This is a genomic window from Pseudomonas sp. PONIH3 (assembly GCF_002934345.1).
GTDB classification, from domain to species: domain Bacteria; phylum Pseudomonadota; class Gammaproteobacteria; order Pseudomonadales; family Pseudomonadaceae; genus Aquipseudomonas; species Aquipseudomonas soli.
Genome location: NZ_CP026386.1, coordinates 4,830,605 through 4,850,218 on the forward strand (window position 1 = coordinate 4,830,605; position 19,614 = coordinate 4,850,218).

The 19,614-nt window shown below is 62.0% G+C and carries 23 protein-coding genes and 1 tRNA gene; 15 read left to right on the top strand and 9 right to left on the bottom strand.

Annotated elements, in window-relative coordinates; translation table 11 throughout:
- Window positions 1-114: 114 nt before the first annotated feature.
- A complete protein-coding gene (locus tag C3F42_RS22440) occupies window positions 115-1,233 on the top strand; it encodes a polysaccharide deacetylase family protein (protein ID WP_031314616.1) in 1,119 nt (372 codons plus the stop codon).
- Window positions 1,234-1,248: 15 nt separating this feature from the next.
- Here C3F42_RS22440 and C3F42_RS22445 read toward each other — a convergent pair whose 3' ends face one another.
- The 3 genes from C3F42_RS22445 to istA all read right to left on the bottom strand — a co-directional run bounded on the left by C3F42_RS22445 (window position 1,249) and on the right by istA (window position 4,563).
- On the bottom strand, window positions 1,249-2,139 hold the full coding sequence (locus C3F42_RS22445; RefSeq protein WP_023629295.1) for a bestrophin family protein: 891 nt from the start codon (window positions 2,137-2,139) through the stop codon (window positions 1,249-1,251).
- Between the two features lie 166 nt (window positions 2,140-2,305).
- Window positions 2,306-3,046 carry an IS21-like element helper ATPase IstB gene (gene istB / locus C3F42_RS22450; RefSeq protein ID WP_064491510.1) on the bottom strand — a complete coding sequence of 247 codons (741 nt, stop codon included), beginning with the start codon at window positions 3,044-3,046 and terminating at the stop codon, window positions 2,306-2,308.
- Window positions 3,043-4,563: an IS21 family transposase gene (gene istA, locus C3F42_RS22455; RefSeq protein WP_081273177.1), complete on the bottom strand. Its 1,521-nt coding sequence runs from the start codon at window positions 4,561-4,563 to the stop codon at window positions 3,043-3,045. Before istA ends, istB begins: the two co-directional genes overlap by 4 nt.
- 225 nt (window positions 4,564-4,788) lie before the next feature.
- Here istA and C3F42_RS29470 point away from each other — a divergent pair, with 225 nt between their 5' ends.
- A complete protein-coding gene (locus tag C3F42_RS29470; protein ID WP_158659586.1) occupies window positions 4,789-4,950 on the top strand; it encodes a hypothetical protein in 162 nt (53 codons plus the stop codon).
- Window positions 4,951-5,107: 157 nt separating this feature from the next.
- On the opposite strand, the gene C3F42_RS22460 is transcribed toward C3F42_RS29470, so the two are convergent.
- From C3F42_RS22460 to C3F42_RS22480, 5 genes are all read right to left on the bottom strand, one after another.
- Complete coding sequence (locus C3F42_RS22460) at window positions 5,108-5,587, bottom strand: GNAT family N-acetyltransferase (protein WP_023629293.1); 480 nt, start codon at window positions 5,585-5,587, stop codon at window positions 5,108-5,110.
- Between the two features lie 254 nt (window positions 5,588-5,841).
- A complete protein-coding gene (locus tag C3F42_RS22465; RefSeq protein WP_023629292.1) occupies window positions 5,842-6,102 on the bottom strand; it encodes a DUF3077 domain-containing protein in 261 nt (86 codons plus the stop codon).
- 16 nt (window positions 6,103-6,118) lie between these two features.
- Complete coding sequence (locus C3F42_RS22470; protein ID WP_023629291.1) at window positions 6,119-6,352, bottom strand: hypothetical protein; 234 nt, start codon at window positions 6,350-6,352, stop codon at window positions 6,119-6,121.
- A gap of 346 nt (window positions 6,353-6,698) precedes the next feature.
- A complete protein-coding gene (locus C3F42_RS22475) occupies window positions 6,699-7,403 on the bottom strand; it encodes a hypothetical protein (RefSeq protein WP_104444932.1) in 705 nt (234 codons plus the stop codon).
- A 123-nt stretch (window positions 7,404-7,526) separates the two neighbouring features.
- Window positions 7,527-7,611 (bottom strand) — tRNA-Leu (locus C3F42_RS22480).
- Window positions 7,612-7,720: 109 nt separating this feature from the next.
- Here C3F42_RS22480 and queA point away from each other — a divergent pair.
- The 6 genes from queA to C3F42_RS22510 all read left to right on the top strand — a co-directional run bounded on the left by queA (window position 7,721) and on the right by C3F42_RS22510 (window position 13,794).
- On the top strand, window positions 7,721-8,770 hold the full coding sequence (gene queA / locus C3F42_RS22485; protein WP_046854244.1) for a tRNA preQ1(34) S-adenosylmethionine ribosyltransferase-isomerase QueA: 1,050 nt from the start codon (window positions 7,721-7,723) through the stop codon (window positions 8,768-8,770).
- 14 nt (window positions 8,771-8,784) lie between these two features.
- Entirely contained in the window at window positions 8,785-9,900 is a 1,116-nt protein-coding gene (gene tgt / locus C3F42_RS22490) for a tRNA guanosine(34) transglycosylase Tgt (protein ID WP_023629281.1), read from the top strand.
- 42 nt (window positions 9,901-9,942) lie between these two features.
- The gene (gene yajC, locus C3F42_RS22495; RefSeq protein ID WP_023629280.1) at window positions 9,943-10,278 is read left to right on the top strand and encodes a preprotein translocase subunit YajC; all 336 of its coding nucleotides are present in this window, start codon (window positions 9,943-9,945) and stop codon (window positions 10,276-10,278) included.
- Between the two features lie 64 nt (window positions 10,279-10,342).
- The gene (gene secD, locus C3F42_RS22500) at window positions 10,343-12,205 is read left to right on the top strand and encodes a protein translocase subunit SecD (RefSeq protein ID WP_038706774.1); all 1,863 of its coding nucleotides are present in this window, start codon (window positions 10,343-10,345) and stop codon (window positions 12,203-12,205) included.
- A 10-nt stretch (window positions 12,206-12,215) separates the two neighbouring features.
- Window positions 12,216-13,124 (top strand): protein translocase subunit SecF, encoded by a 909-nt coding sequence (gene secF / locus C3F42_RS22505; RefSeq protein ID WP_023629278.1) that lies wholly within the window; start codon window positions 12,216-12,218, stop codon window positions 13,122-13,124.
- Window positions 13,125-13,245: 121 nt separating this feature from the next.
- Window positions 13,246-13,794: a glycine zipper 2TM domain-containing protein gene (locus tag C3F42_RS22510; RefSeq protein ID WP_023629277.1), complete on the top strand. Its 549-nt coding sequence runs from the start codon at window positions 13,246-13,248 to the stop codon at window positions 13,792-13,794.
- A 67-nt stretch (window positions 13,795-13,861) separates the two neighbouring features.
- Here the strand turns inward: C3F42_RS22510 and suhB are convergent, their stop codons facing one another.
- Complete coding sequence (gene suhB, locus C3F42_RS22515) at window positions 13,862-14,680, bottom strand: inositol-phosphate phosphatase (RefSeq protein ID WP_038706773.1); 819 nt, start codon at window positions 14,678-14,680, stop codon at window positions 13,862-13,864.
- A 151-nt stretch (window positions 14,681-14,831) separates the two neighbouring features.
- Between suhB and trmJ the strand changes: the two genes are divergently transcribed.
- From trmJ to hscB, 7 genes are all read left to right on the top strand, one after another.
- Window positions 14,832-15,587 carry a tRNA (cytosine(32)/uridine(32)-2'-O)-methyltransferase TrmJ gene (trmJ, locus tag C3F42_RS22520; RefSeq protein WP_038706772.1) on the top strand — a complete coding sequence of 252 codons (756 nt, stop codon included), beginning with the start codon at window positions 14,832-14,834 and terminating at the stop codon, window positions 15,585-15,587.
- Between the two features lie 3 nt (window positions 15,588-15,590).
- Entirely contained in the window at window positions 15,591-16,379 is a 789-nt protein-coding gene (gene cysE / locus C3F42_RS22525; RefSeq protein ID WP_023630640.1) for a serine O-acetyltransferase, read from the top strand.
- 168 nt (window positions 16,380-16,547) lie between these two features.
- Window positions 16,548-17,039, top strand: a complete 492-nt coding sequence (gene iscR, locus C3F42_RS22530; protein WP_023630639.1) for a Fe-S cluster assembly transcriptional regulator IscR — start codon at window positions 16,548-16,550, stop codon at window positions 17,037-17,039.
- Window positions 17,040-17,083: 44 nt separating this feature from the next.
- Window positions 17,084-18,298 carry an IscS subfamily cysteine desulfurase gene (locus C3F42_RS22535; RefSeq protein ID WP_023630638.1) on the top strand — a complete coding sequence of 405 codons (1,215 nt, stop codon included), beginning with the start codon at window positions 17,084-17,086 and terminating at the stop codon, window positions 18,296-18,298.
- Between the two features lie 46 nt (window positions 18,299-18,344).
- A complete protein-coding gene (gene iscU / locus C3F42_RS22540) occupies window positions 18,345-18,731 on the top strand; it encodes a Fe-S cluster assembly scaffold IscU (RefSeq protein ID WP_023630637.1) in 387 nt (128 codons plus the stop codon).
- Between the two features lie 25 nt (window positions 18,732-18,756).
- Entirely contained in the window at window positions 18,757-19,080 is a 324-nt protein-coding gene (gene iscA / locus C3F42_RS22545) for an iron-sulfur cluster assembly protein IscA (protein WP_023630636.1), read from the top strand.
- A gap of 8 nt (window positions 19,081-19,088) precedes the next feature.
- Window positions 19,089-19,610: a co-chaperone HscB gene (hscB, locus tag C3F42_RS22550; RefSeq protein WP_104444933.1), complete on the top strand. Its 522-nt coding sequence runs from the start codon at window positions 19,089-19,091 to the stop codon at window positions 19,608-19,610.
- The last annotated feature ends 4 nt before the right edge of the window (window positions 19,611-19,614 follow it).

A 19,614-nucleotide genomic window follows, 5' to 3' on the forward strand; every position in this document is an offset into this window, starting at 1 on the left:
GGGGCTGCTGGCGCAACGCCAAACTATGGCGACGATAGTCATCGAACATCGCCACAGGCAACCGGCGGCTGTCGCGTTATAGTGCGCGCCAAGTCTTCTAGGAGAATGCACATCGTGCGTATCGCGTTTGCCCTGCTAGCCGGGCTCCTGAGCCTTGGCGCGCAGGCGGCCCCGGCCGACTTCGTCAGTTTCGACCGTGAGCGCTGGCCGGAGCAGTTGAACAGCCCGGCTCTGTTCGACGTGGCGTCGCGGGCGGAGATCCTGTCGTTCGCCCGCGTGCTGCACGAAAGCGAGATGCTTGACGAGCCGGCGCTGAAGGCCCGGCTGGGCCTGCGCCAGATCAACCTGACCGTGGTGCGGGCAGTGCGGGCGCGCCTGTGGCAGCGTCTGTGGACAAGCTATCAGCAGGCGCAGCGCAGTTGCGAGCAGGATGCCTCGTTCTGCTACCCGGTGGAATCCATGGCCGATTTGCGTACACAGGCCGCTGTGTTCGCCGAAGATGTCGGCTCGTTCTATACCGAGTGGGTCGAACCCAGCCACCAGTTCCATACCCGTTACCTGGATGAGCAGCTGCGCAAGGCTGCGCTGTTTCCGCAGACCACCAGTGAGGTGGCCAAGCTCTCCGATCGTGAACGCAACGGCGAGGAACTCAATGACCGGATGTTCCTGCTGACCTTCGTCAGCGGTCCCGCTCCCCAGGGCGGTAGCACCGATGCGCTGGCTGACTACCTGCGCCGGCAGAAGCTCGACGGGATTTTCTTCGTGCTTGGCAATCGCCTGCAGCAACGGCGCGACGCCGGCCCGCTGGGCGAGCTGTACGCCGGCCAGTGCGTGGGTATCCAGGGCTGGGAATACCGCTCCCATGCCCAGTGGCAGGATTGGCAGGACTCGCTGCGGCGCAGCCAGGCGCGGGTGCAGGCCGACTTGGCCGAGCAGTATGTACCGCTGTTCCGTCCGCCCTATGGGCAGCGCCGCGCCGATGGCGAAGCGTTCCTGGACAGCCAGCAACTGCGGGTTTCACTGTGGGACATCGACGCCCAGGATGACGGCCCGCTGAGCGCCGAGGCCTCGGCGCAGCGGGTGCTGACGCTGATGCTTTTGTGGCGCAAGGGGGTTATCCAGTTCCGTGACGGCTTGCCCAAGGCCCAGCCGGCGCTGGAGTGGTTGTTGCAGCACACGGCCCAGAGCGGGATCGGTTGGGAAGGCTGTCGGGAGTACGCACGGCTGGAGTAAGCAGGGGCCGAGGGCTCAAGGCACGCGGGCCGCACACTGCGCCTCACGCTGCATCGACTCCAGGTTGCGTTCGATGGTCTCGCAGATCGTGTCCATCGGGATCTGATGCTCGCTGATGCGGAACGGGCTCTGCAGGTCCGTGCCGATCCGCTCGATCGCCAGCAACATGAAGCCGACGACCGTCGAAGCCAGCGGCGTGAACCAGCCCAGCGATTCCACCAGTCCCACCGGCACTATCAGGCAGAACAGCGTGATGAACAGCCGTGGGAAGTACACATAAGGGTAGGGCAGCGGCGTATTGGCGATCCGCTCCATCCCGCCCTGGGCGTTGGACATGTCCACCAGCGTCGATTCCAGACGCGCCAGGCGGATGCTGTCCAGTCGCCCGGCCTGGTATTCCTGGGCCAGCAGCGCCGCCGAACCGCTGAGGATGTCGTTGGCGAAATTGTTGGAGCGATTGCGCCGTTCGAACTCCCCGGGCGGTATGAAGGCCATCAGCTCATCCGGGCATTTCTCGTTCTTGAGGTGGGCGGCCAGGCAGTTCACATAGGCGATATGCCGACGCAGCAAGGTCGCCTTCACCGGGTTCGGCCCCTCAGCCGGGTCGTCGACCAGCGTCAGCACCTGTCGGGCGAAACTGCGTGAACTGTTCACCAGCGCCCCCCACAAGGTGCGCGCCTCCCACCAGCGGTTGTAGGCACTGCTGTTGCGAAAGCTCACCAGCACCACCAGCGCCGAGCCCAGCAGGGTGAGCGGGATCAGCGGCAGGCTGAACTTGCTGTTGAAGAACAGCATGAAGTCGATGGTGACCAGCACGTCCCAGATCAGCAGCCAGAACAGCGACCAGCCGATGTAGCCGAAGGTCTTGACCACCAGGCGGTACTTGCGGGCGAGGAGGGCTTTCACGTTGGGGGAACCTCGAAGCGGGGGATGCAGGTTCCGACGTCGCGGGAGGGGTCAAGGTTCGCTGGGATTCGTCGCAGGGTGTAACGTGGTTTTTCTGATCGGCAGTGTCAATGGCCATTAATTTTGACCCACTTTTGGCCAATAGAATTGACCCACTTGCTCACCGCTAACCGCCGGTTTTCTGCTTCAAACGATAGCTCTCACCTCCCAGCATAAAGATGTGTGAATGGTGGATCACGCGGTCGATGATGGGCACGGCCACGTTGTCGTCATGGAAGAACTCGCCCCAGCTGGTGAAGTCCTTGTTGGTGGTCAGGATGACCGAGCGGTACTCGTACAGGTTGTTGATTAACTGGAACAGGTTGTACCGGGCTTGGCGCGTCATCGGCAGGTAGCCCAGCTCATCGATGATCAGCACGTCGTATTTGCTCAGCTGATTAAGGCGCTTCTTCAGCTCGCCCTTCATTTCCGCCAGCTCCAGATCCTCGACCAACGCCAGAGCCGTGCGGAACAGCACCTTGTAGCCCGCCTGAACCGCCTTGTGGCCAATCCCAATGGCCAAGTGGGTCTTGCCCACACCCGGTGGTCCGATGAACACCAGGTTGTCGCGGTTGTCGATAAAGCTGAAGTCCAGCAAGGTGCTGACCTGGCGCTTGGTGATGGTGGTCTGGTGCCGGTAATCGAAGGCCTCCAGATGCTTCTCCGAGGGGAACTGCGCCTGCTTGAGGTTGCGGCTTACGCGGCTACTGGAGCGGGCGTTAAGCTCATGCTCGACCAGTGACTGGGCGAAGCTCAGGTAGGACAGTTCATTGGCTTCGGCTCTGGCCAGCAGGGTGGCCAGCTCACCCGCGGTCGCGCTGAGGCGCAGGCTTCGGTACTGCGCGATAGTGCTGTCGAGCAGGCTCATTGGGTCACCCCGTGGCCAGTCGACTGGCCAATGCGGGCATAAGCGTTCAGGTCGGCGTGACTAACCTGGCTACCGGCCTCTGGCGCATAGTCATGGTCGCCGATGATCCGGCCCCGCGCCTTGGCTTGCTGCCATGCTTCGAGGTAGCGCTTGAGCCCGGTGGCGGTCAGTTCACTGCGCTCGCACAACTCGCCGAGCAACGCCGTATCAACCGGCGCATGGGCCATGAGCAGGTCGCGTGCAGCAACCAGCTGATCCTTGTAGATACGCGGCGAAGTACGCTTGAGCAGTTGGCACAGGGTTGCCCCAAGGGCATCGGGCAGGATCGAGTCGATGCCGCGCTCCAGGTCGGTAATGCGCTGGGCATGGTCTCGGTAATGGTTGTTGTTCTTGATCATCCGGCCCTTGGCCTTGCACAGGTCATGGGTGGCTATGAGTTCACCGCTCTCCAGGTCATGGATCAGCAACTGGTTGTCCTGTGCGCTGACACCGACACGGGCTTGCTGCCAGGCCATGGGTACCGAGTACTTGTTGGCCTGCCATGAGATCAAGCCGGTCTTGTCGACCTTGCGGGTCTCCCTTGTCGGCGCCACGTGCAGCAGGTTCTGCGGGACGAGATAGGGCTTGAGCTGACTACGCTCCAGTGCCTCGAAATGCGCTCTTGGATGCTGCCCCGTCGTGCCGTGCACGCGTGCGTTGGCGACAGTCTCGAGCCAATCATTCAGGTGCTGTCGGACGGCGGCCTCGTCCTGGAAGTGCTCGCCGTAGAAGCAGTCACGCTTGACGTACTTGACCCCGGCCTCCACCTTGCCCTTGCTCTCCGGGTCATAGCCCTCGCAGGCATGGATGCGGTACCCGACGGTAGTCGCATACTGGTGGAAGCGCTGGTTCAGCGTCAGCTCACGGTACTGCTCGTTGATCACCACCATCTTGGTCTGATCGTAGATGCACTCCTCGGTGACGCCGCCGAAGTAGCGGAAGGCCTCGTCGTGCATCTGGATAAACCGTTCGGTATCCAGCGGCCGGAAGTTCAGACCGACATACATCAGCCGTGAACAGGACAGCACAAACACCACAAAATGAACGACACGCTCCAGGCCGCCAATCATGACGCCTCGCAGCTCACCGGGGTCGACCTGACACTGCACGCCAGGCACTGACTCAACGACCGGCTCGTAATAGCGCAACTGGCCACTGGCAACCTGCTGCTTGAGCGCTTGCACATAGCGGCGAATGCTCCGGTCTGACACCGCCAGCTCGGTGGTGCGCTCCCTCAGGCGACGGGCCAGCTTGACTGCGCTCAGGGCTGGAAACTGACCCAACTGATTAATCAGATAATCGCGGTGCTCGTCGAGCACCTTGGTGCGTGAAGGGTCAGCAATGGTAGCGCTGATCTGCATCTCATCCAGGTGGAGATACTTGCGTACGGTGTTCCGGGAAATCCCCAGCTCACGACTGATGGCACGGACCGACAGGCCTCGGCCCTGGTCATACAACCCCTTGATCTTGTGAATCACAACCCACTCCTTCAATGATCTGTCCCCGGCCTGTGCATAAGGCGGGTGACGCTACATGGTCGGTGGCCAATGCCACTATGGGTGGGTCAAAATTGTTGGCCAGAGGTGGGTCAGTTTAATTGGCCATTAACAGGCAGTAAAGAAGAGGCCTACAACAAGCGGTAAAGCTTCCCTCAGGACGATGGTTTAGGCTCGTGACACATTCATCTTGCGAGGTGGTGGAACATGGCCAGTGAACTGACGCCATTCAAGATTGCGGATCTGCTGGATTCCGAGGCAGCGAGTCAGGAGTACCTTTCACAGATACTGGCCGAAGGTGACGCTGATGAAATCATTCGAGCCCAGTCCCATGTCCAGGCCGCGCGTTTGCGCAATACAGAAGGCTAGTTTAGCGAGATCCCCTGTCACTCAGCGCTTAGTGCTGCGCTGTCGCGCAGAGAGCAGAGTCGCAAGCATCGCCAGCGTGGGAACGGGCTTGCCCCGCGATGGGCTGCAAAACAGTCCCAATCAGGGCTGCACCGCACACTCGTAAACCACCTCAACCTCAGCTCAACACCTGCTTCATCTGTACCAGTGCTACCCGGCTTCCATCCGGTGCCTGTCGCTCCTCGATCCCGAACGGCACAAAGCCCAACTGTGGATAAAGCAGCAACCCTGCGGTGTTGTGATTGAAACACGACACCCAGACCTCCCGCGCAGCGAACTCTTCGCGAGCCAAGTCGATCATGCGCTCCACTAGGTAACGTGCCACGCCCTGACCCCGCGCAGTCGTCGCCACGACCACATTACCCAGCGCGCAGACACCGCCCTTTTCGGCTTTGTAGAAATTGGCGAAGCCAACGATCACGTCATCGGCCTCGATCACTGTCGAACCGCTGCGCTGCTCAATAGCTTCGCTTAGTTGTGTGGGGGTAAGCGGGTAAGTGGCTTTGGGGAACATATAGAAGAGTTCGTCCGCGCTTTGAGGGAAGCTACAGAGCGTGGCGATGTCGGCAGGTTGGACGGGGCGATGGATAAGTGGCACGGGGAATGTTCCGATGGGACCAGAAGCTATTTACCCTGTGCGGCCGGTAACGTGAAGTCAATGCTGTGGCTCTACAGTAAATTGCACTAACTGTGATTTTCTGTGCAGTCAGGAGTGTCGCAAAGGCTTGGCTAGAGGCGGTAATGCAGCTCGAAAGTCATTAACGCGTAGACGGGCGAGCCCACTCCCATAGGGCTTTATCGAGCGTGTGGGAGCGGGCGCAGCCGATTTAGACGGTAGACGTTGGGTCAGGGCTATTCAGTCGAGCCCCATTGGCGACCCAGCTCAACATCATCCATCACCGCCTTGGCCATATCGCTCATCAAGTGCGCACCCCAGCCAAGGTTGGCCTCACCATCAGTGGCTGCGAGCAAAGTCATGCGCTTCACGCAGGCCATGATCGCGGAGGCTTGTTCCATGGCTGACTTTCCGTCCTGCCCCGGTTCGACCCGGAACAGCGGTTGCTCGCCATCGCCATAGCCGAATCCGGTCACGCCGGCAGTCTTGTCGTTCATCGTGTTTTCTCCCTGTTCAGTGCTTGATCTGCAGCTTGCTCAGTGCCAGTTCCACCAGCCCGCGTGCGGCCTCGATTTCGTGCATCGTTGCCATGGACATACCGCGCGCTGTGCTGGTGACCTGGGTAAGGGCGTTCTGGTGGGTGACGGAGAGGGCGCAGAACAGACGTTCCGAGATCTGGATGAGCAGGTCTTCGAGCGAGTGGGCTGTTTCGGGAGAAAGCGGTGGGTCGGGGACAATCTTCAACATGGTGTGATCCTTACTGAAGGGCCGTCACCATTGCTGTCAAACAAGAGGGTGGCAGCGGTACGTGGGTTGACAGACCGGTCAGTAAGGAAACCCGGCGCACCCGAAGGTGCCCCACGTACAGCCGCCATAGATGGCAAAACTGTGCGAGTTAATTACTGGAGCGGCCTGTCAAAGCCGGTCGCTGATTTGGCAGCGACGGGTCGAGACTAGAGGCCGGTCCAGACCATCGCAATGGCTTGAAAGGGGTTAGGAGTATGTTTGGGAAATGGACTACAGGGAATGGGGAAAGTCTTAAAAGACTGGGCGTGAAACGAGCTCGAAGTCGCCAGGCGACGCCTACTCTCATTCAAAGTTCGGCAGAGGATCCACGGTCGCGGAAGCAGGGCGTTGATTTCTTGAGGTCATGACTCGCCAACTCGATGTATCTGATGATTCGCTGGTTGAAATGAGCGTGGTCACTTAGCAGTGCCTTGACGAGCAGGACGATAAGGATAAGCAACACGAGGACTAGGATAGAAATCTTGCCAGCGCCAGAGTTCCAGGATTCGCTTGCCTTGAGTACTTCGATCGAGAGCGGAGCGAGAAAGGTTACAAGTGCGATCAGTACCAGGCTTTGGGACAGGTTCAGGGACTTGGGCGGTGGCGTGCAGATTTTTGCGAACTCTGCCAGCCGAGCGGCTTGAGTGGCGGTCATGCCACTGTCCTGGAGGCGTTGCAGAAAGAGCGCATAGCGAAGAGTGAAGCTGCTTTTCAATGAGGATTGCGATGCGATGGCATGTAGGCGGTACAAGTCCTGATAGTAAGACAGACTGAAGATTTCCCGCGAGAGCCAGAGGGCAGTCATGCACAGTGCAACGCAAACCGCCAAGCCCAGTAGGAGGACGGGGCGGCCATGAAAGTCCGGCGCCTGTGTAAGCAGGACTGTCAGTAGGATGGCGCAAAGCCAGATGGGTAGCTTCTCGAGTCGGAGCGGCTGGGTGAAAAGTGCCTGGAAGTAGCGGGGCCTACTGGCTCGATACGCTTTGAGTACTTCATTCCATTCTTCGAACACTGTGGACTCCTGTCTGTTGATCCATCCTTTGCGTGCTGTCCACCCTCAAGGCGTCAGGCTGGGTGACCACTAAAATCCGGCCATAAAAAAAGCCGACCATTTGGTCGACTTCTTTCTGGATCTTGGTGCCCCGAGGGAGACTCGAACTCCCACTCCTTTCGAAAACGGATTTTGAATCCGCCGCGTCTACCAATTCCGCCATCAGGGCTTGTGGCGCCGCAGTATAGAGAGGTCGCCCAAGGTGGTCAATCGGCTTTCATGGTCAATTTTCACGCATTGGGCTAAACTTCCCGGCCCTGTCGAACCCGAACATCATCATGCGCGTCGCCGATTTTTCCTTCGAACTCCCCGATTCCCTGATCGCCCGCCATCCACTGGCCGAGCGTCATGGCAGCCGCCTGCTGGTGCTCGATGGCCCCAGCGGCGAGCTGGCCCACAAGCAGTTCACCGACCTGCTCGACTACCTGCGCCCCGGCGACCTGATGGTGTTCAACAACACCCGGGTGATCCCGGCGCGGCTGTTCGGCCAGAAAGCCTCCGGCGGCAAGCTGGAAGTGCTGGTCGAGCGCGTGCTCGACAGCCACCGCGTGCTGGCCCATGTGCGTGCCAGCAAGGCGCCTAAGGAAGGCGCGCAGATCCTCATCGACGGTGGCGGCGAGGCCGAGATGGTCGCCCGCCACGATACCTTGTTCGAGCTGCGTTTCAGCGAAGAGGTGCTGCCACTGCTCGAGCGCGTCGGCCATATGCCGCTGCCGCCGTATATCGACCGCCCCGACGAGGGCGCCGACCGCGAGCGCTACCAGACCGTCTACGCTCAGCGCGCCGGCGCCGTGGCCGCACCCACCGCCGGCCTGCACTTCGACGAGGCGCTGCTGGAAAAGATCGCCGCCAAGGGCGTCGAGCGCGCCTTCGTCACCCTGCACGTAGGGGCGGGTACCTTCCAGCCGGTGCGGGTCGACAAGATCGAAGACCACACCATGCATAAAGAGTGGCTCGAAGTGAGCCAGGATGTGGTCGATGCCGTGCAGGCCTGCCGCGCCCGTGGCGGGCGGGTGGTCGCCGTGGGCACCACCAGCGTGCGTTCGCTGGAAAGCGCGGCGCGCGATGGCGAGCTCAAGGCGTTCAGTGGCGACACCGACATCTTCATTTTCCCGGGCCGGCCGTTCCATGTGGTCGATTGCCTGGTCACCAACTTCCACCTGCCGGAGTCCACGCTGCTGATGCTGGTCTCGGCCTTCGCCGGTTACCCCGAGACCATGGCCGCCTATGCGGCGGCGGTCGCGAACGGTTACCGCTTCTTCAGTTACGGTGATGCCATGTTCATCACCCGCAATCCGGCGCCACGCGGCCCAGAGGATCAAGCATGAGTCGCACCTGTCGAATGTCGTTCGAACTGCTGGCCACCGACGGCAAGGCCCGTCGCGGCCGGCTGACCTTCCCCCGTGGCACGGTCGAGACCCCGGCCTTTATGCCGGTGGGCACCTATGGCACGGTCAAGGGCATGCTGCCGCGTGATATCGAGGCCATCGGCGCCGAGATCATCCTTGGCAACACCTTCCACCTGTGGCTGCGCCCGGGTACCGAAGTCATCAAGAAACACAACGGCCTGCACGATTTCATGCAATGGAAGGGCCCTATCCTCACTGATTCCGGTGGCTTCCAGGTGTTCAGCCTGGGCGCCATGCGCAAGATCAAGGAGGAAGGCGTGACCTTCGCATCGCCAGTGGACGGCTCCAAGGTGTTCATGGGGCCGGAAGAGTCCATGCAGGTCCAGCGCGACCTGGGCTCGGACATCGTGATGATCTTTGACGAGTGCACCCCGTACCCGGCCGAGCACGACGTGGCGCGCACCTCGATGGAGCTGTCGCTGCGCTGGGCCCAGCGCTCGAAGAACGCCCATGGCGACAACACCGCGGCGCTGTTCGGCATCGTCCAGGGCGGCATGTACCAGGACCTGCGCATGCGCTCGCTGGAAGCGCTGGTCAACATCGACTTCGATGGCCTGGCCATCGGTGGCCTGTCGGTGGGCGAACCCAAGCACGAGATGATCAAGGTGCTGGACTACCTGCCCGCGCAGATGCCGGCTGACAAACCTCGTTACCTTATGGGGGTAGGCAAGCCGGAAGATCTTGTAGAGGGTGTGCGCCGCGGCGTCGACATGTTCGACTGCGTGATGCCCACGCGCAACGCGCGCAACGGCCATCTGTTCGTCGATACCGGGGTGATCAAGATCCGCAACGCGTTCCATCGCCACGATGAATCGCCGCTGGATCCGACCTGCGATTGCTACACCTGCACCAACTTCTCCCGCGCCTACCTGCACCACCTGGACAAGTGCGGCGAAATGTTGAGCAGCATGCTGAATACCATCCACAACTTGCGCCATTACCAGCGCTTGATGGCCGGTTTACGCGAGGCTATTCAACAGGGTAAATTGGCCGCCTTTGTCGACGCCTTCTACGCCAAGCGCGGGCTTCCCGTTCCGCCTTTGGACTGACTGTTCGCAATCATTATTAGAAAATTCCATTAGGAGAGCCCAATGAGCTTCTTTATCCCCGCCGCCTACGCGGACGCAGCAGCACCCGCCGCCGGCCCAGCCGGTACCGGCTTCGAGTGGATCTTCCTGGTCGGCTTCCTGGTCATCTTCTACCTGATGATCTGGCGCCCGCAGGCCAAGCGTGCCAAAGAGCAGAAGAACCTGCTGAGCAACTTGCAAAAAGGTGACGAAGTTGTCACCAACGGCGGCATCGCCGGCAAGATCGTCAAGGTTGCCGATGACTTCGTGGTCTTGGAAGTGTCCGACAATGTCGAGCTGAAGTTCCAGAAGGGCGCCATTGCCGCGACCCTGCCAAAAGGTACGCTCAAGGCTATCTGAGTTACCGGTTTCATTTTTCCAGTCGGGGCGCGCAAAGCGCCCCGCGTCTTGAACGGGCGGCGTGATGCTGAACAAATACCCTCTGTGGAAATACCTGCTGATCGTGGCTGTACTGGCGGTCGGCTTCATTTATTCCGCACCCAACCTCTATCCGGATGATCCGGCGGTGCAGATCAGCGGCGCCAGTTCCGCCCTGCATGTCAGCCAGGCCGATCTCGATCGCGTCACCAAGGCGCTGACCGATGCCGGCATCACCGTCAAAGGCGGCAACCTGGGCGAGAAGGGCAGTGCGCTGGTGCGCCTGACCAACCAGGAAGACCAGCTGCCGGCCAAGGATGTGGCGCGCAAGGCCCTCGGTGACGACTATGTCGTGGCCCTGAACCTGGCCCAGACCACTCCGCAGTGGCTGCGCAACCTGGGTGCCAGCCCGATGAAGCTCGGCCTGGACCTGTCCGGTGGTGTGCACTTCCTGCTGGAAGTGGACATGGACAAGGCCATGACCGCGCGCATGAAAGTCTACGAAGGCGAGGTCAAGACCTTGCTGCGCAAAGAGCGCGTCCGCTACCGCAGCCTGCCGCAGCAGGACGGCGGGATCATGCTGGGCTTCGCCGACGATGCCACCCGCGAACAGGCGCGCAGCCTGATCCGCAAGAATTTCAGTGATTTCGACCTGACCACCACCGAGCGCAACGAGCTCGCCGTGCTGCGCCTGGCACTGACCCAGGCCAAGATCGCCGAGATCCGCGAATACTCCATCAAGCAGAACCTGACCACCGTTCGCAACCGTGTGAACGAGCTGGGCGTGGCCGAGCCGCTGGTGCAGCGCCAGGGCGCCAACCGCATCGTGGTCGAGCTGCCGGGCGTGCAGGACACTGCCGAAGCCAAGCGTATCCTCGGCAAGACCGCCAACCTGGAGTTCCGCTTCGGTGCCGAGCCAGGCGCGTCCAAGGCCACCACCGAGGTGTTCGAGTTCCGCGAAGGCGGCCGCTCCGCTCCGGTCGAGCGCGGCCTGATCATCACCGGTGACCAGGTCACCGACGCCCAGGCCAGCTTCGACGAGCACGGTCGCCCGCAGGTGAACATTCGCCTCGACGGCCATGGCGGCGAGCTGATGAGCCGCGCCACGCGCAGCAACGTCGGTCGCAGCATGGCGGTGATCTTCATCGAGCAGAAGCCGGTCACCCGCTACCAGAAGCAGGTGGTCGACGGCGTCGAGAAAGAAGTCGCGGTGCAGACCTTCCAGGAAGAGAAGAAAATCATCAGCCTGGCGACCATCCAGTCGCCGCTGGGCAGCCAGTTCCGCATCACCGGCCTGAACGGCCAGGGCGAGTCGTCCGAACTGGCCCTGCTGCTGCGTGCCGGTGGTCTGGCCGCGCCGATGTACTTCGCCGAAGAACGTACCATTGGCCCGAGCCTGGGCGCCGACAACATCACCAAGGGTATCGACGCCTCGCTGTGGGGCATGCTCTTCGTGTCGCTGTTCATCATCGCCATCTATCGTGCCTTCGGCGTGCTGGCGACCATTGCCCTCGCGGGCAACATGGTCCTGCTGCTGGCGTTGATGTCGCTGCTGGGCGCCACCCTGACCCTGCCGGGCATCGCGGGTATCGTGCTGACCATGGGTATGGCGGTGGACGCCAACGTGCTGATCTTCTCGCGTATACGTGAAGAGATCGCCGCCGGCATGTCGGTGCAGCGCGCCATCCACGAAGGCTTCAACCGGGCCTACTCGGCGATCGTCGACGCCAACCTGACCACCTTGCTGGTCGGCGGCATCCTGTTCGCCATGGGTACCGGCCCGGTCAAGGGCTTCGCGGTCACCATGTCCCTCGGGATTTTCACCTCGATGTTCACCGCCGTCATGGTGACCCGCGCACTGGTCAACCTGACCTGCGGCGGGCGTGACATCAAGAAGCTGTGGGTTTGAGGGAGCTGCGATGAAAACCATCAACTTCATGGGCGTGCGCAATGTCGCGTTCGCCATTACCGTGCTCCTTACCGTGCTGGCGCTGTTCAGCTGGTGGCACAAGGGCCTGAACTTCGGCCTGGACTTCACTGGCGGCACGCTGATCGAGCTCACCTATGAGCGCCCGGCGGACCTGGAGAAGGTGCGTACCGAACTGGTCGGCTCTGGCTTCCACGATGCCGTGGTGCAGAGCTTCGGCGCCACCACCGACCTGCTGGTGCGCATGCCGGGCGATGACCCGCAACTGGGCAACCGCGTGGCCGAGGCGCTGCAGAAGATCGGCGGCGACAACCCGGCCACGGTCAAGCGCGTCGAGTTCGTCGGCCCGCAGGTGGGTGAAGAGCTGCGTGACCAGGGCGGCCTCGGCATGCTTCTGGCCCTGGGCGGCATCCTCATCTACCTGGCGTTCCGCTTCCAGTGGAAGTTCGCTGTGGGCGCGATCATTTCGCTGATCCACGACGTGGTGGTAACCCTGGGTATCCTGTCGTTCTTCCAGATCACCTTTGACCTGACGGTGCTGGCGGCGGTGCTGGCGATCATCGGCTACTCGCTCAACGACACCATCGTCGTGTTCGACCGGGTGCGCGAGAACTTCCGTGTGCTGCGCAAGGCCTCGCTGATCGAGAACATCAACATCTCGACCACCCAGACCCTGCTGCGGACCGTCGCCACCTCGGTGTCGACCTTGCTGGCCATCGCCGCGCTGCTGTTCTTCGGCGGCGACAACCTGTTCGGCTTCTCCCTGGCGCTGTTCATCGGCGTCATGGCGGGTACCTACTCGTCGATCTACATCGCCAACGTGGTGCTGATCTGGCTGAACCTGAGCAGTGAAGACCTGATTCCGCCAGTCAAGAACGAGGGTGTGGACGAACGCCCGTAAGGCTTGGCCCTGCGCCGCCTGGCGTAAAGAAAGGCGCGAGTGTTGAACTCGCGCCTTTTTTTTTGCTCCAAGGCAAGGAGAAGGCGGGCCATATCCCCGCAGGTACGATCAGGAGGTTCACGTGAACAAATCAATGCTGGTGGGTGCGGTTCTGGGTGCTGTCGGTGTGACTGCCGGAGGTGCTGTGGCGACCTACAGCTTGGTGAACAAGGGGCCTGAGTACGCCCAGGTCACCGACGTGCAGCCGATCAAGCAGCAGGTGAAGACGCCGCGTGAAGTCTGCAAGGATGTTACCGTGACGCGTCAGGCGCCGGTCAAGGATCAGCACCAGATCGCCGGCACGGTGGTCGGTGCGCTCGCCGGTGGCCTGCTGGGTAACCAGATCGGCGGCGGTACCGGCAAGAAGATTGCCACCGTGGCCGGCGCGGTTGGTGGTGGCTATGCCGGCAACAAGGTGCAGGAGGGCATGCAGGAGCGTGACACCTACACCACCACGCAAACCCGGTGCAACACGGTCAATGACATCAGTGACAAGGTCGTGGGCTACAACGTGACCTATTCCATTGGTGATCAGGTCGGCAAGGTGAAGATGGATCACGAGCCGGGCTCGACCATCCCGCTGGACAAGAACGGCAAGCTGATCCTGAGTCAGAATCAGCCGGGGCAGTGAAGCTGCGTCAGTGCCAAAACGAAAAAAGCACCTCGAGAGGTGCTTTTTTTGTGCTCGCTGTCGGCGCTTAGCGCTTCATGTGTTCCGGCAGGTGCGGCTGGATGGCAGTCAGCACGGCCTTGAAGCACTTGATGTTGCCCGCGACGATGTGGCCTTTTTCGAGGAATTCGTGGCCACCGTTGAAGTCGCTGACCAGGCCGCCCGCTTCCTGGATCAGCAGCACGCCTGCGGCCATGTCCCACTCGGACAGGCCCGACTCCCAGAAGGCGTCGAAGCGGCCGGCAGCCACGTAGGCCAGGTCCAGGCTGGCGGAGCCGGCGCGGCGGATGCCGGCGGTCTGGCCGGTCAGGGCGCGGAACATGCCCAGGTAGTTGTCCAGGTCGGCCATCTGGTTGTCACGGAACGGGAAGCCGGTACCCAGCAGGGCGCCTTCCAGGCTGGTGCGCGAGCTGACGCGCAGTCGACGGCCATTGATCTGGGCGCCACGGCCGCGGCTGGCGGTGAATTCTTCCTGGCGAACCGGGTCGACGATCACGGCGTGCTCGAGGCGGCCACGGTATTTGCAGGCGATGCTGACAGCGAAGTGCGGCACGCCACGCAGGAAGTTGGTGGTGCCGTCCAGCGGATCGATGATCCACAGGTAGTCCTTGCCTTCTTCGCCGGTGCCGGCGTGCAGGCCAGTTTCTTCGCCCTGGATGGAGTGGTTCGGGTAGGCCTTGCGCAGGGCCTCGACGATGACCTTCTCGGCGGCGCGATCAACCTCGGACACGTAGTCCTTGGCCTGCTTTTCGTCGACTTTGATGCTGTCCAGGCGTTCGATGGAGCGGAAAATCAGTTCACTGGCGCTGCGAGCGGCGCGCAGGGCGATATTCAGCATAGGCTGCATGGGAAGGTCACCTGGAGATGTTAAAGAGGAAAGCCGGCCATTCTAGCAGAAATCTTTGACGACAGAAGTGTCACATTTGCTTTCATGGCGTTACGCTGGTCGGTTCTGTAAGATCGAACGCTCCTTTTTCTGCATCCGAGAGCACGACACCTTGCTGCAAAATATTCGTGTTGTCCTGGTCAATACCAGCCACCCCGGCAACATCGGCGGCGCTGCGCGTGCCATGAAGAACATGGGCTTGTCGCGCCTGGTGCTGGTGCAACCGAAAGAATTCCCGGCCGCCGATGCCTCGGCGCGCGCCTCGGGTGCCGACGATGTGCTGGCCGGCGCCCAGGTGGTCGACAGCCTCGAGCAGGCACTGGTCGGCTGCAGCCTGGTCATGGGCACCAGCGCCCGCGAGCGCAGCATCCCCTGGCCGCTGATCGGCCCCCGTGAGTGCGGCACCAAGGCGGTGGAGCACGCCCTGGGCGGTGAGGAAATCGCCCTGGTGTTCGGTCGCGAGCACGCCGGCCTGACCAACGAAGAACTGCAGCGATGTCACTTCCACGTGCACATTCCCTCCAATCCCGACTTCAGCTCGCTGAATCTGGCCGCCGCAGTCCAGGTGCTCGCCTACGAGGTGCGCATGGCCTCGTTGGCGGTGCAGGACACGGCGCCAAAGGTCGAGAAGGCGGACGCCAATGAGTTGGCGACCATGGACGAAATGGAGCTGTTCTATGACCACCTGGAAAAGACCCTGGTGGACATCGGCTTCCTCGACCCTGCCAAGCCCAAGCACCTGATGCCGCGCATGCGCCGGCTGTATGGGCGCAGCTCGGTCGAGCGTACGGAAATGAGCATTTTGCGCGGCATCCTCACCGAGACCCAGAAAGTCGTCCGGGGCGAGCCGCATAAACGGAAGGACTGAACGATGTTCGAGCGTCTGCGTGAAGATATTCAAAGTGTTTTCCATCGTGACCCGGCGGCGCGCAATGCCTTCGAGGTGCTGACCTGCTACCCGGGCATGCACGCCATCTGGCTGCACCGCCTGGGCAATGCCCTGTGGAAGCGCGATTTCAAATGGCTGGCGCGCCTGGTGTCGAACTTCGGCCGCTGGCTGACCGGCATCGAGATCCACCCGGGTGCGACCATCGGCCGGCGCTTCTTCATCGACCACGGCATGGGCATCGTCATTGGCGAAACCGCCGAGATCGGCGACGACGTGACCCTCTACCAGGGTGTCACCCTTGGCGGCACCAGCTGGAACAAGGGCAAGCGCCACCCGACCCTGGAAAACGGCGTCGTGGTCGGTGCCGGGGCCAAGGTCCTGGGCCCGTTCACCGTTGGTGCCGGGGCCAAGATCGGCTCCAACGCCGTGGTCACCAAGGCGGTGCCCGCCGGCGCCACGGCGGTGGGCATCCCGGGACGGATCATCGTCAAGACCGAGGATGACGCCGTCGAGGCCAAGCGCAAGGCCATGGCCGAGAAGATCGGCTTCGACGCCTATGGCGTCAGTGGCGACATGCCGGACCCGGTGGCGCGCGCCATCGGCCAGATGCTCGACCATCTGCAGGCCGTCGACGAGCGCCTGGAGGGCATGTGTGGCGCGTTGACCCGGATGGGCAGTGACTACTGCGCCAAGGAGCTGCCGGCGCTGCCCGACGACGACTTCGCCGAAGCCTGCGTCGAGCTGAAGCAGGGCGACACTCGGTCGCATTGATTGCGCCGGCCCGATACAAGGGGCGTGTGCTTGCGCCCCTTGTCTGCTACACTCGCGGCCGCCTCCCGCATGCATACCCGACTAAAGCACTAGGTCTTATAGTTGACTTAAATGCTCGGGAATCGCATACTCGCACACATCCTGTAACTCCCGTGGTACCCATACGCCATGCGACTGACTACCAAAGGCCGATACGCCGTGACCGCCATGCTTGACCTGGCGTTGCACGCGCAGCAGGGGCCGGTGTCTTTGGCCGATATTTCCGAGCGCCAGGGCATTTCCCTCTCTTATCTGGAACAGCTGTTCGCCAAGCTGCGCCGCAGCAGCCTGGTATCCAGCGTTCGCGGCCCAGGCGGCGGCTACCAGCTGTCGCGAGGCATGGAAACCATCCAGGTGGCCCAGGTCATCGACGCGGTCAACGAATCGGTCGATGCCACCCGTTGCCAGGGCCTGGGGGATTGCCACGCCGGTGATACCTGCCTGACTCACCACCTGTGGTGTGACCTGAGCCAGCAGATCCATGAATTCCTCAGTGGCATCAGCCTGGCCGACCTCGTCATGCGCCGTGAGGTGCAGGAAGTCGCCCAGCGCCAGGACCTGCGCCGCGTCGCGGGCCGAACCGCCCAGCTGGACAAGATTGAGACGTCCGCCGTCGACTGAAAATTCAGCGACGAGCGACGCCACCGCCTGATAGGAGATACTCAATGAAGTTGCCGATCTACCTCGATTACTCCGCGACCACGCCGGTCGATCCCCGTGTCGCCCAGAAGATGGCCGAGTGCCTGCTGGTTGACGGGAACTTCGGTAACCCGGCCTCGCGCTCCCACGTGTTCGGCTGGAAGGCTGAGGAAGCAGTCGAGAACGGCCGCCGCCAGGTCGCCGAGCTGATCAACGCCGACCCGCGCGAGATCGTCTGGACCAGCGGTGCCACCGAGTCCGACAACCTCGCTCTCAAAGGCGTGGCGCACTTCTATCAGACCAAGGGCAAGCACATCATCACCTCCAAGATCGAGCACAAGGCGGTCCTGGATACCGCTCGCCAGCTCGAGCGCGAAGGTTTCGAGGTTACCTACCTCGAGCCAGGTGAAGACGGCATCGTCACCCCGGCGATGGTCGAAGCTGTCCTGCGCGACGACACCATCTTGGTCTCGCTGATGCACGTGAACAACGAAGTCGGCTCGATCAACGACATCGCCGCCATCGGTGAACTGACCCGTTCGCGCGGCGTGCTGTTCCACGTCGACGCTGCACAGTCGGCCGGCAAGGTCGAGATCGACGTGCAAAAGCTGAAAGTCGACCTGATGTCGTTCTCGGCGCACAAGGTCTACGGCCCGAAAGGCATCGGCGCGCTGTACGTCAGCCGCAAGCCGCGTGTGCGCCTGGAAGCCATCATCCACGGTGGTGGGCATGAGCGCGGCATGCGTTCGGGCACCCTGCCGACCCACCAGATCGTCGGCATGGGCGAAGCCTTCGCCATCGCCAAGCAGGAAATGGCCGCTGAAAACGTGCGCATCAAGGCCCTGAGCGACCGCTTCTTCAAGCAGGTCTCGGACCTCGAAGAGCTGTACGTGAACGGCAGCCAGACCCAGCGCGTGCCGCACAACCTGAACCTGAGCTTCAACTACGTCGAAGGCGAGTCGCTGCTGATGTCGCTCAAGGACATCGCTGTTTCGTCCGGTTCGGCCTGCACCTCCGCTTCGCTCGAGCCGTCCTACGTCCTGCGCGCCCTGGGCCGCAACGACGAGCTGGCGCACAGCTCGATCCGCTTCTCCTTCGGTCGCTTCACCACCGAGGAAGAAGTCGACTACGCCGCGCAGAAAGTCTGCGAAGCCGTCAACAAACTGCGTGAGCTGTCGCCCCTTTGGGATATGTACAAAGACGGCGTCGACATCTCCAAGATCGAGTGGGCCGCCCACTAAGCAGTCGCCGGCAAGAGCGGCTCCCTGATGAGGAAGGAATTGCACCATGGCATACAGTGAAAAGGTCATCGACCACTACGAAAACCCGCGCAACGTCGGCAAGATGAACGCCGACGATCCGGATGTCGGTACCGGCATGGTCGGCGCCCCGGCCTGCGGTGACGTGATGCGCCTGCAGATCAAGGTCAACGAGCAGGGCGTCATCGAAGACGCCAAGTTCAAGACCTACGGTTGCGGTTCGGCCATCGCCTCCAGCTCCCTCGCCACCGAGTGGATGAAGGGCAAGACCCTGGACGAGGCCGAGACCATCAAGAACACCCAGCTGGCTGAAGAGCTGGCATTGCCGCCGGTCAAGATCCACTGCTCCGTGCTCGCCGAAGATGCCATCAAGGCCGCTGTTCGCGACTACAAGCAGAAGAAAGGCTTGGTCTGAGTCGACTGCGAGGTAAGGAGTTCCGATGGCTATCAGCATGACAGAAGCCGCCGCCAACCACATTCGCCGCTCCCTCGACGGGCGCGGCAAGGGTGAGGGCATTCGCCTGGGCGTGCGCACCACCGGCTGCTCGGGCCTGGCCTACGTGCTGGAGTTCGTCGACGAGCTCGCCGCCGAAGACCAGGTGTTCGAGAACCACGGCGTGAAGGTCATCATCGACCCGAAAAGCCTGGTGTACCTCGACGGCACCGAGCTGGACTTCGTCAAGGAAGGGTTGAACGAAGGTTTCAAGTTCAACAACCCCAACGTGCGCGGTGAGTGTGGCTGCGGCGAAAGCTTCAACGTTTGAGGCTGGCCGTGGGTACTCTTTGCCATTTCGCCCTGTTCGACCTGCAACCGGCTTTCCGCCTGGACCTCGACAAACTGGCCGTTCGCTATCGCGAGTTGGCCCGTGAGGTCCACCCCGACCGCTTCGCCGACGCTTCCGAGCGTGAGCAGCGTGTCGCCCTGGAAAAGTCCGCGGCGCTGAACGACGCCTACCAGACCTTGCGCAGCGCGCCGCGTCGCGCCCGTTACCTGCTGGCCATCGGTGGCCACGAAGTGCCCCAGGAAGTCACGGTGCATGACCCGGACTTCCTGCTGCAGCAGATGCAGTGGCGCGAAGAGCTCGAAGAGTTGCGGGACGAAGCCGACCTTGACGGTGTCGGTGTGTTCAAGAAGCGCCTCAAGGGTGCCCAGGACGCACTGAACAATGACTTCGCCGACTGTTGGGACGATGCAGCCCAGCGCGACAAGGCCGAGCGCCTGATGCGCCGCATGCAGTTCCTCGACAAGCTCGCCCAAGAAGTGCGCCAACTCGAAGAGCGCCTCGACGATTAACCCC

What these genes read in the sequence shown, in the direction of transcription:
- istB (WP_064491510.1), bottom strand. Translation starts at nt 3,046, where the DNA reads ATGAGCCTGCTCGACAGCACTATCGCGCAGTACCGAAGCCTGCGCCTC.
- C3F42_RS29470 (WP_158659586.1), top strand. Translation starts at nt 4,789, where the DNA reads ATGGCCAGTGAACTGACGCCATTCAAGATTGCGGATCTGCTGGATTCC.
- cysE (WP_023630640.1), top strand. Translation starts at nt 15,591, where the DNA reads ATGTTCGAGCGTCTGCGTGAAGATATTCAAAGTGTTTTCCATCGTGAC.
- yajC (WP_023629280.1), top strand. Translation starts at nt 9,943, where the DNA reads ATGAGCTTCTTTATCCCCGCCGCCTACGCGGACGCAGCAGCACCCGCC.
- queA (WP_046854244.1), top strand. Translation starts at nt 7,721, where the DNA reads ATGCGCGTCGCCGATTTTTCCTTCGAACTCCCCGATTCCCTGATCGCC.
- C3F42_RS22535 (WP_023630638.1), top strand. Translation starts at nt 17,084, where the DNA reads ATGAAGTTGCCGATCTACCTCGATTACTCCGCGACCACGCCGGTCGAT.
- iscA (WP_023630636.1), top strand. Translation starts at nt 18,757, where the DNA reads ATGGCTATCAGCATGACAGAAGCCGCCGCCAACCACATTCGCCGCTCC.
- iscU (WP_023630637.1), top strand. Translation starts at nt 18,345, where the DNA reads ATGGCATACAGTGAAAAGGTCATCGACCACTACGAAAACCCGCGCAAC.
- C3F42_RS22465 (WP_023629292.1), bottom strand. Translation starts at nt 6,102, where the DNA reads ATGAACGACAAGACTGCCGGCGTGACCGGATTCGGCTATGGCGATGGC.
- secF (WP_023629278.1), top strand. Translation starts at nt 12,216, where the DNA reads ATGAAAACCATCAACTTCATGGGCGTGCGCAATGTCGCGTTCGCCATT.
- tgt (WP_023629281.1), top strand. Translation starts at nt 8,785, where the DNA reads ATGTCGTTCGAACTGCTGGCCACCGACGGCAAGGCCCGTCGCGGCCGG.
- iscR (WP_023630639.1), top strand. Translation starts at nt 16,548, where the DNA reads ATGCGACTGACTACCAAAGGCCGATACGCCGTGACCGCCATGCTTGAC.
- secD (WP_038706774.1), top strand. Translation starts at nt 10,343, where the DNA reads ATGCTGAACAAATACCCTCTGTGGAAATACCTGCTGATCGTGGCTGTA.
- suhB (WP_038706773.1), bottom strand. Translation starts at nt 14,680, where the DNA reads ATGCAGCCTATGCTGAATATCGCCCTGCGCGCCGCTCGCAGCGCCAGT.
- C3F42_RS22470 (WP_023629291.1), bottom strand. Translation starts at nt 6,352, where the DNA reads ATGTTGAAGATTGTCCCCGACCCACCGCTTTCTCCCGAAACAGCCCAC.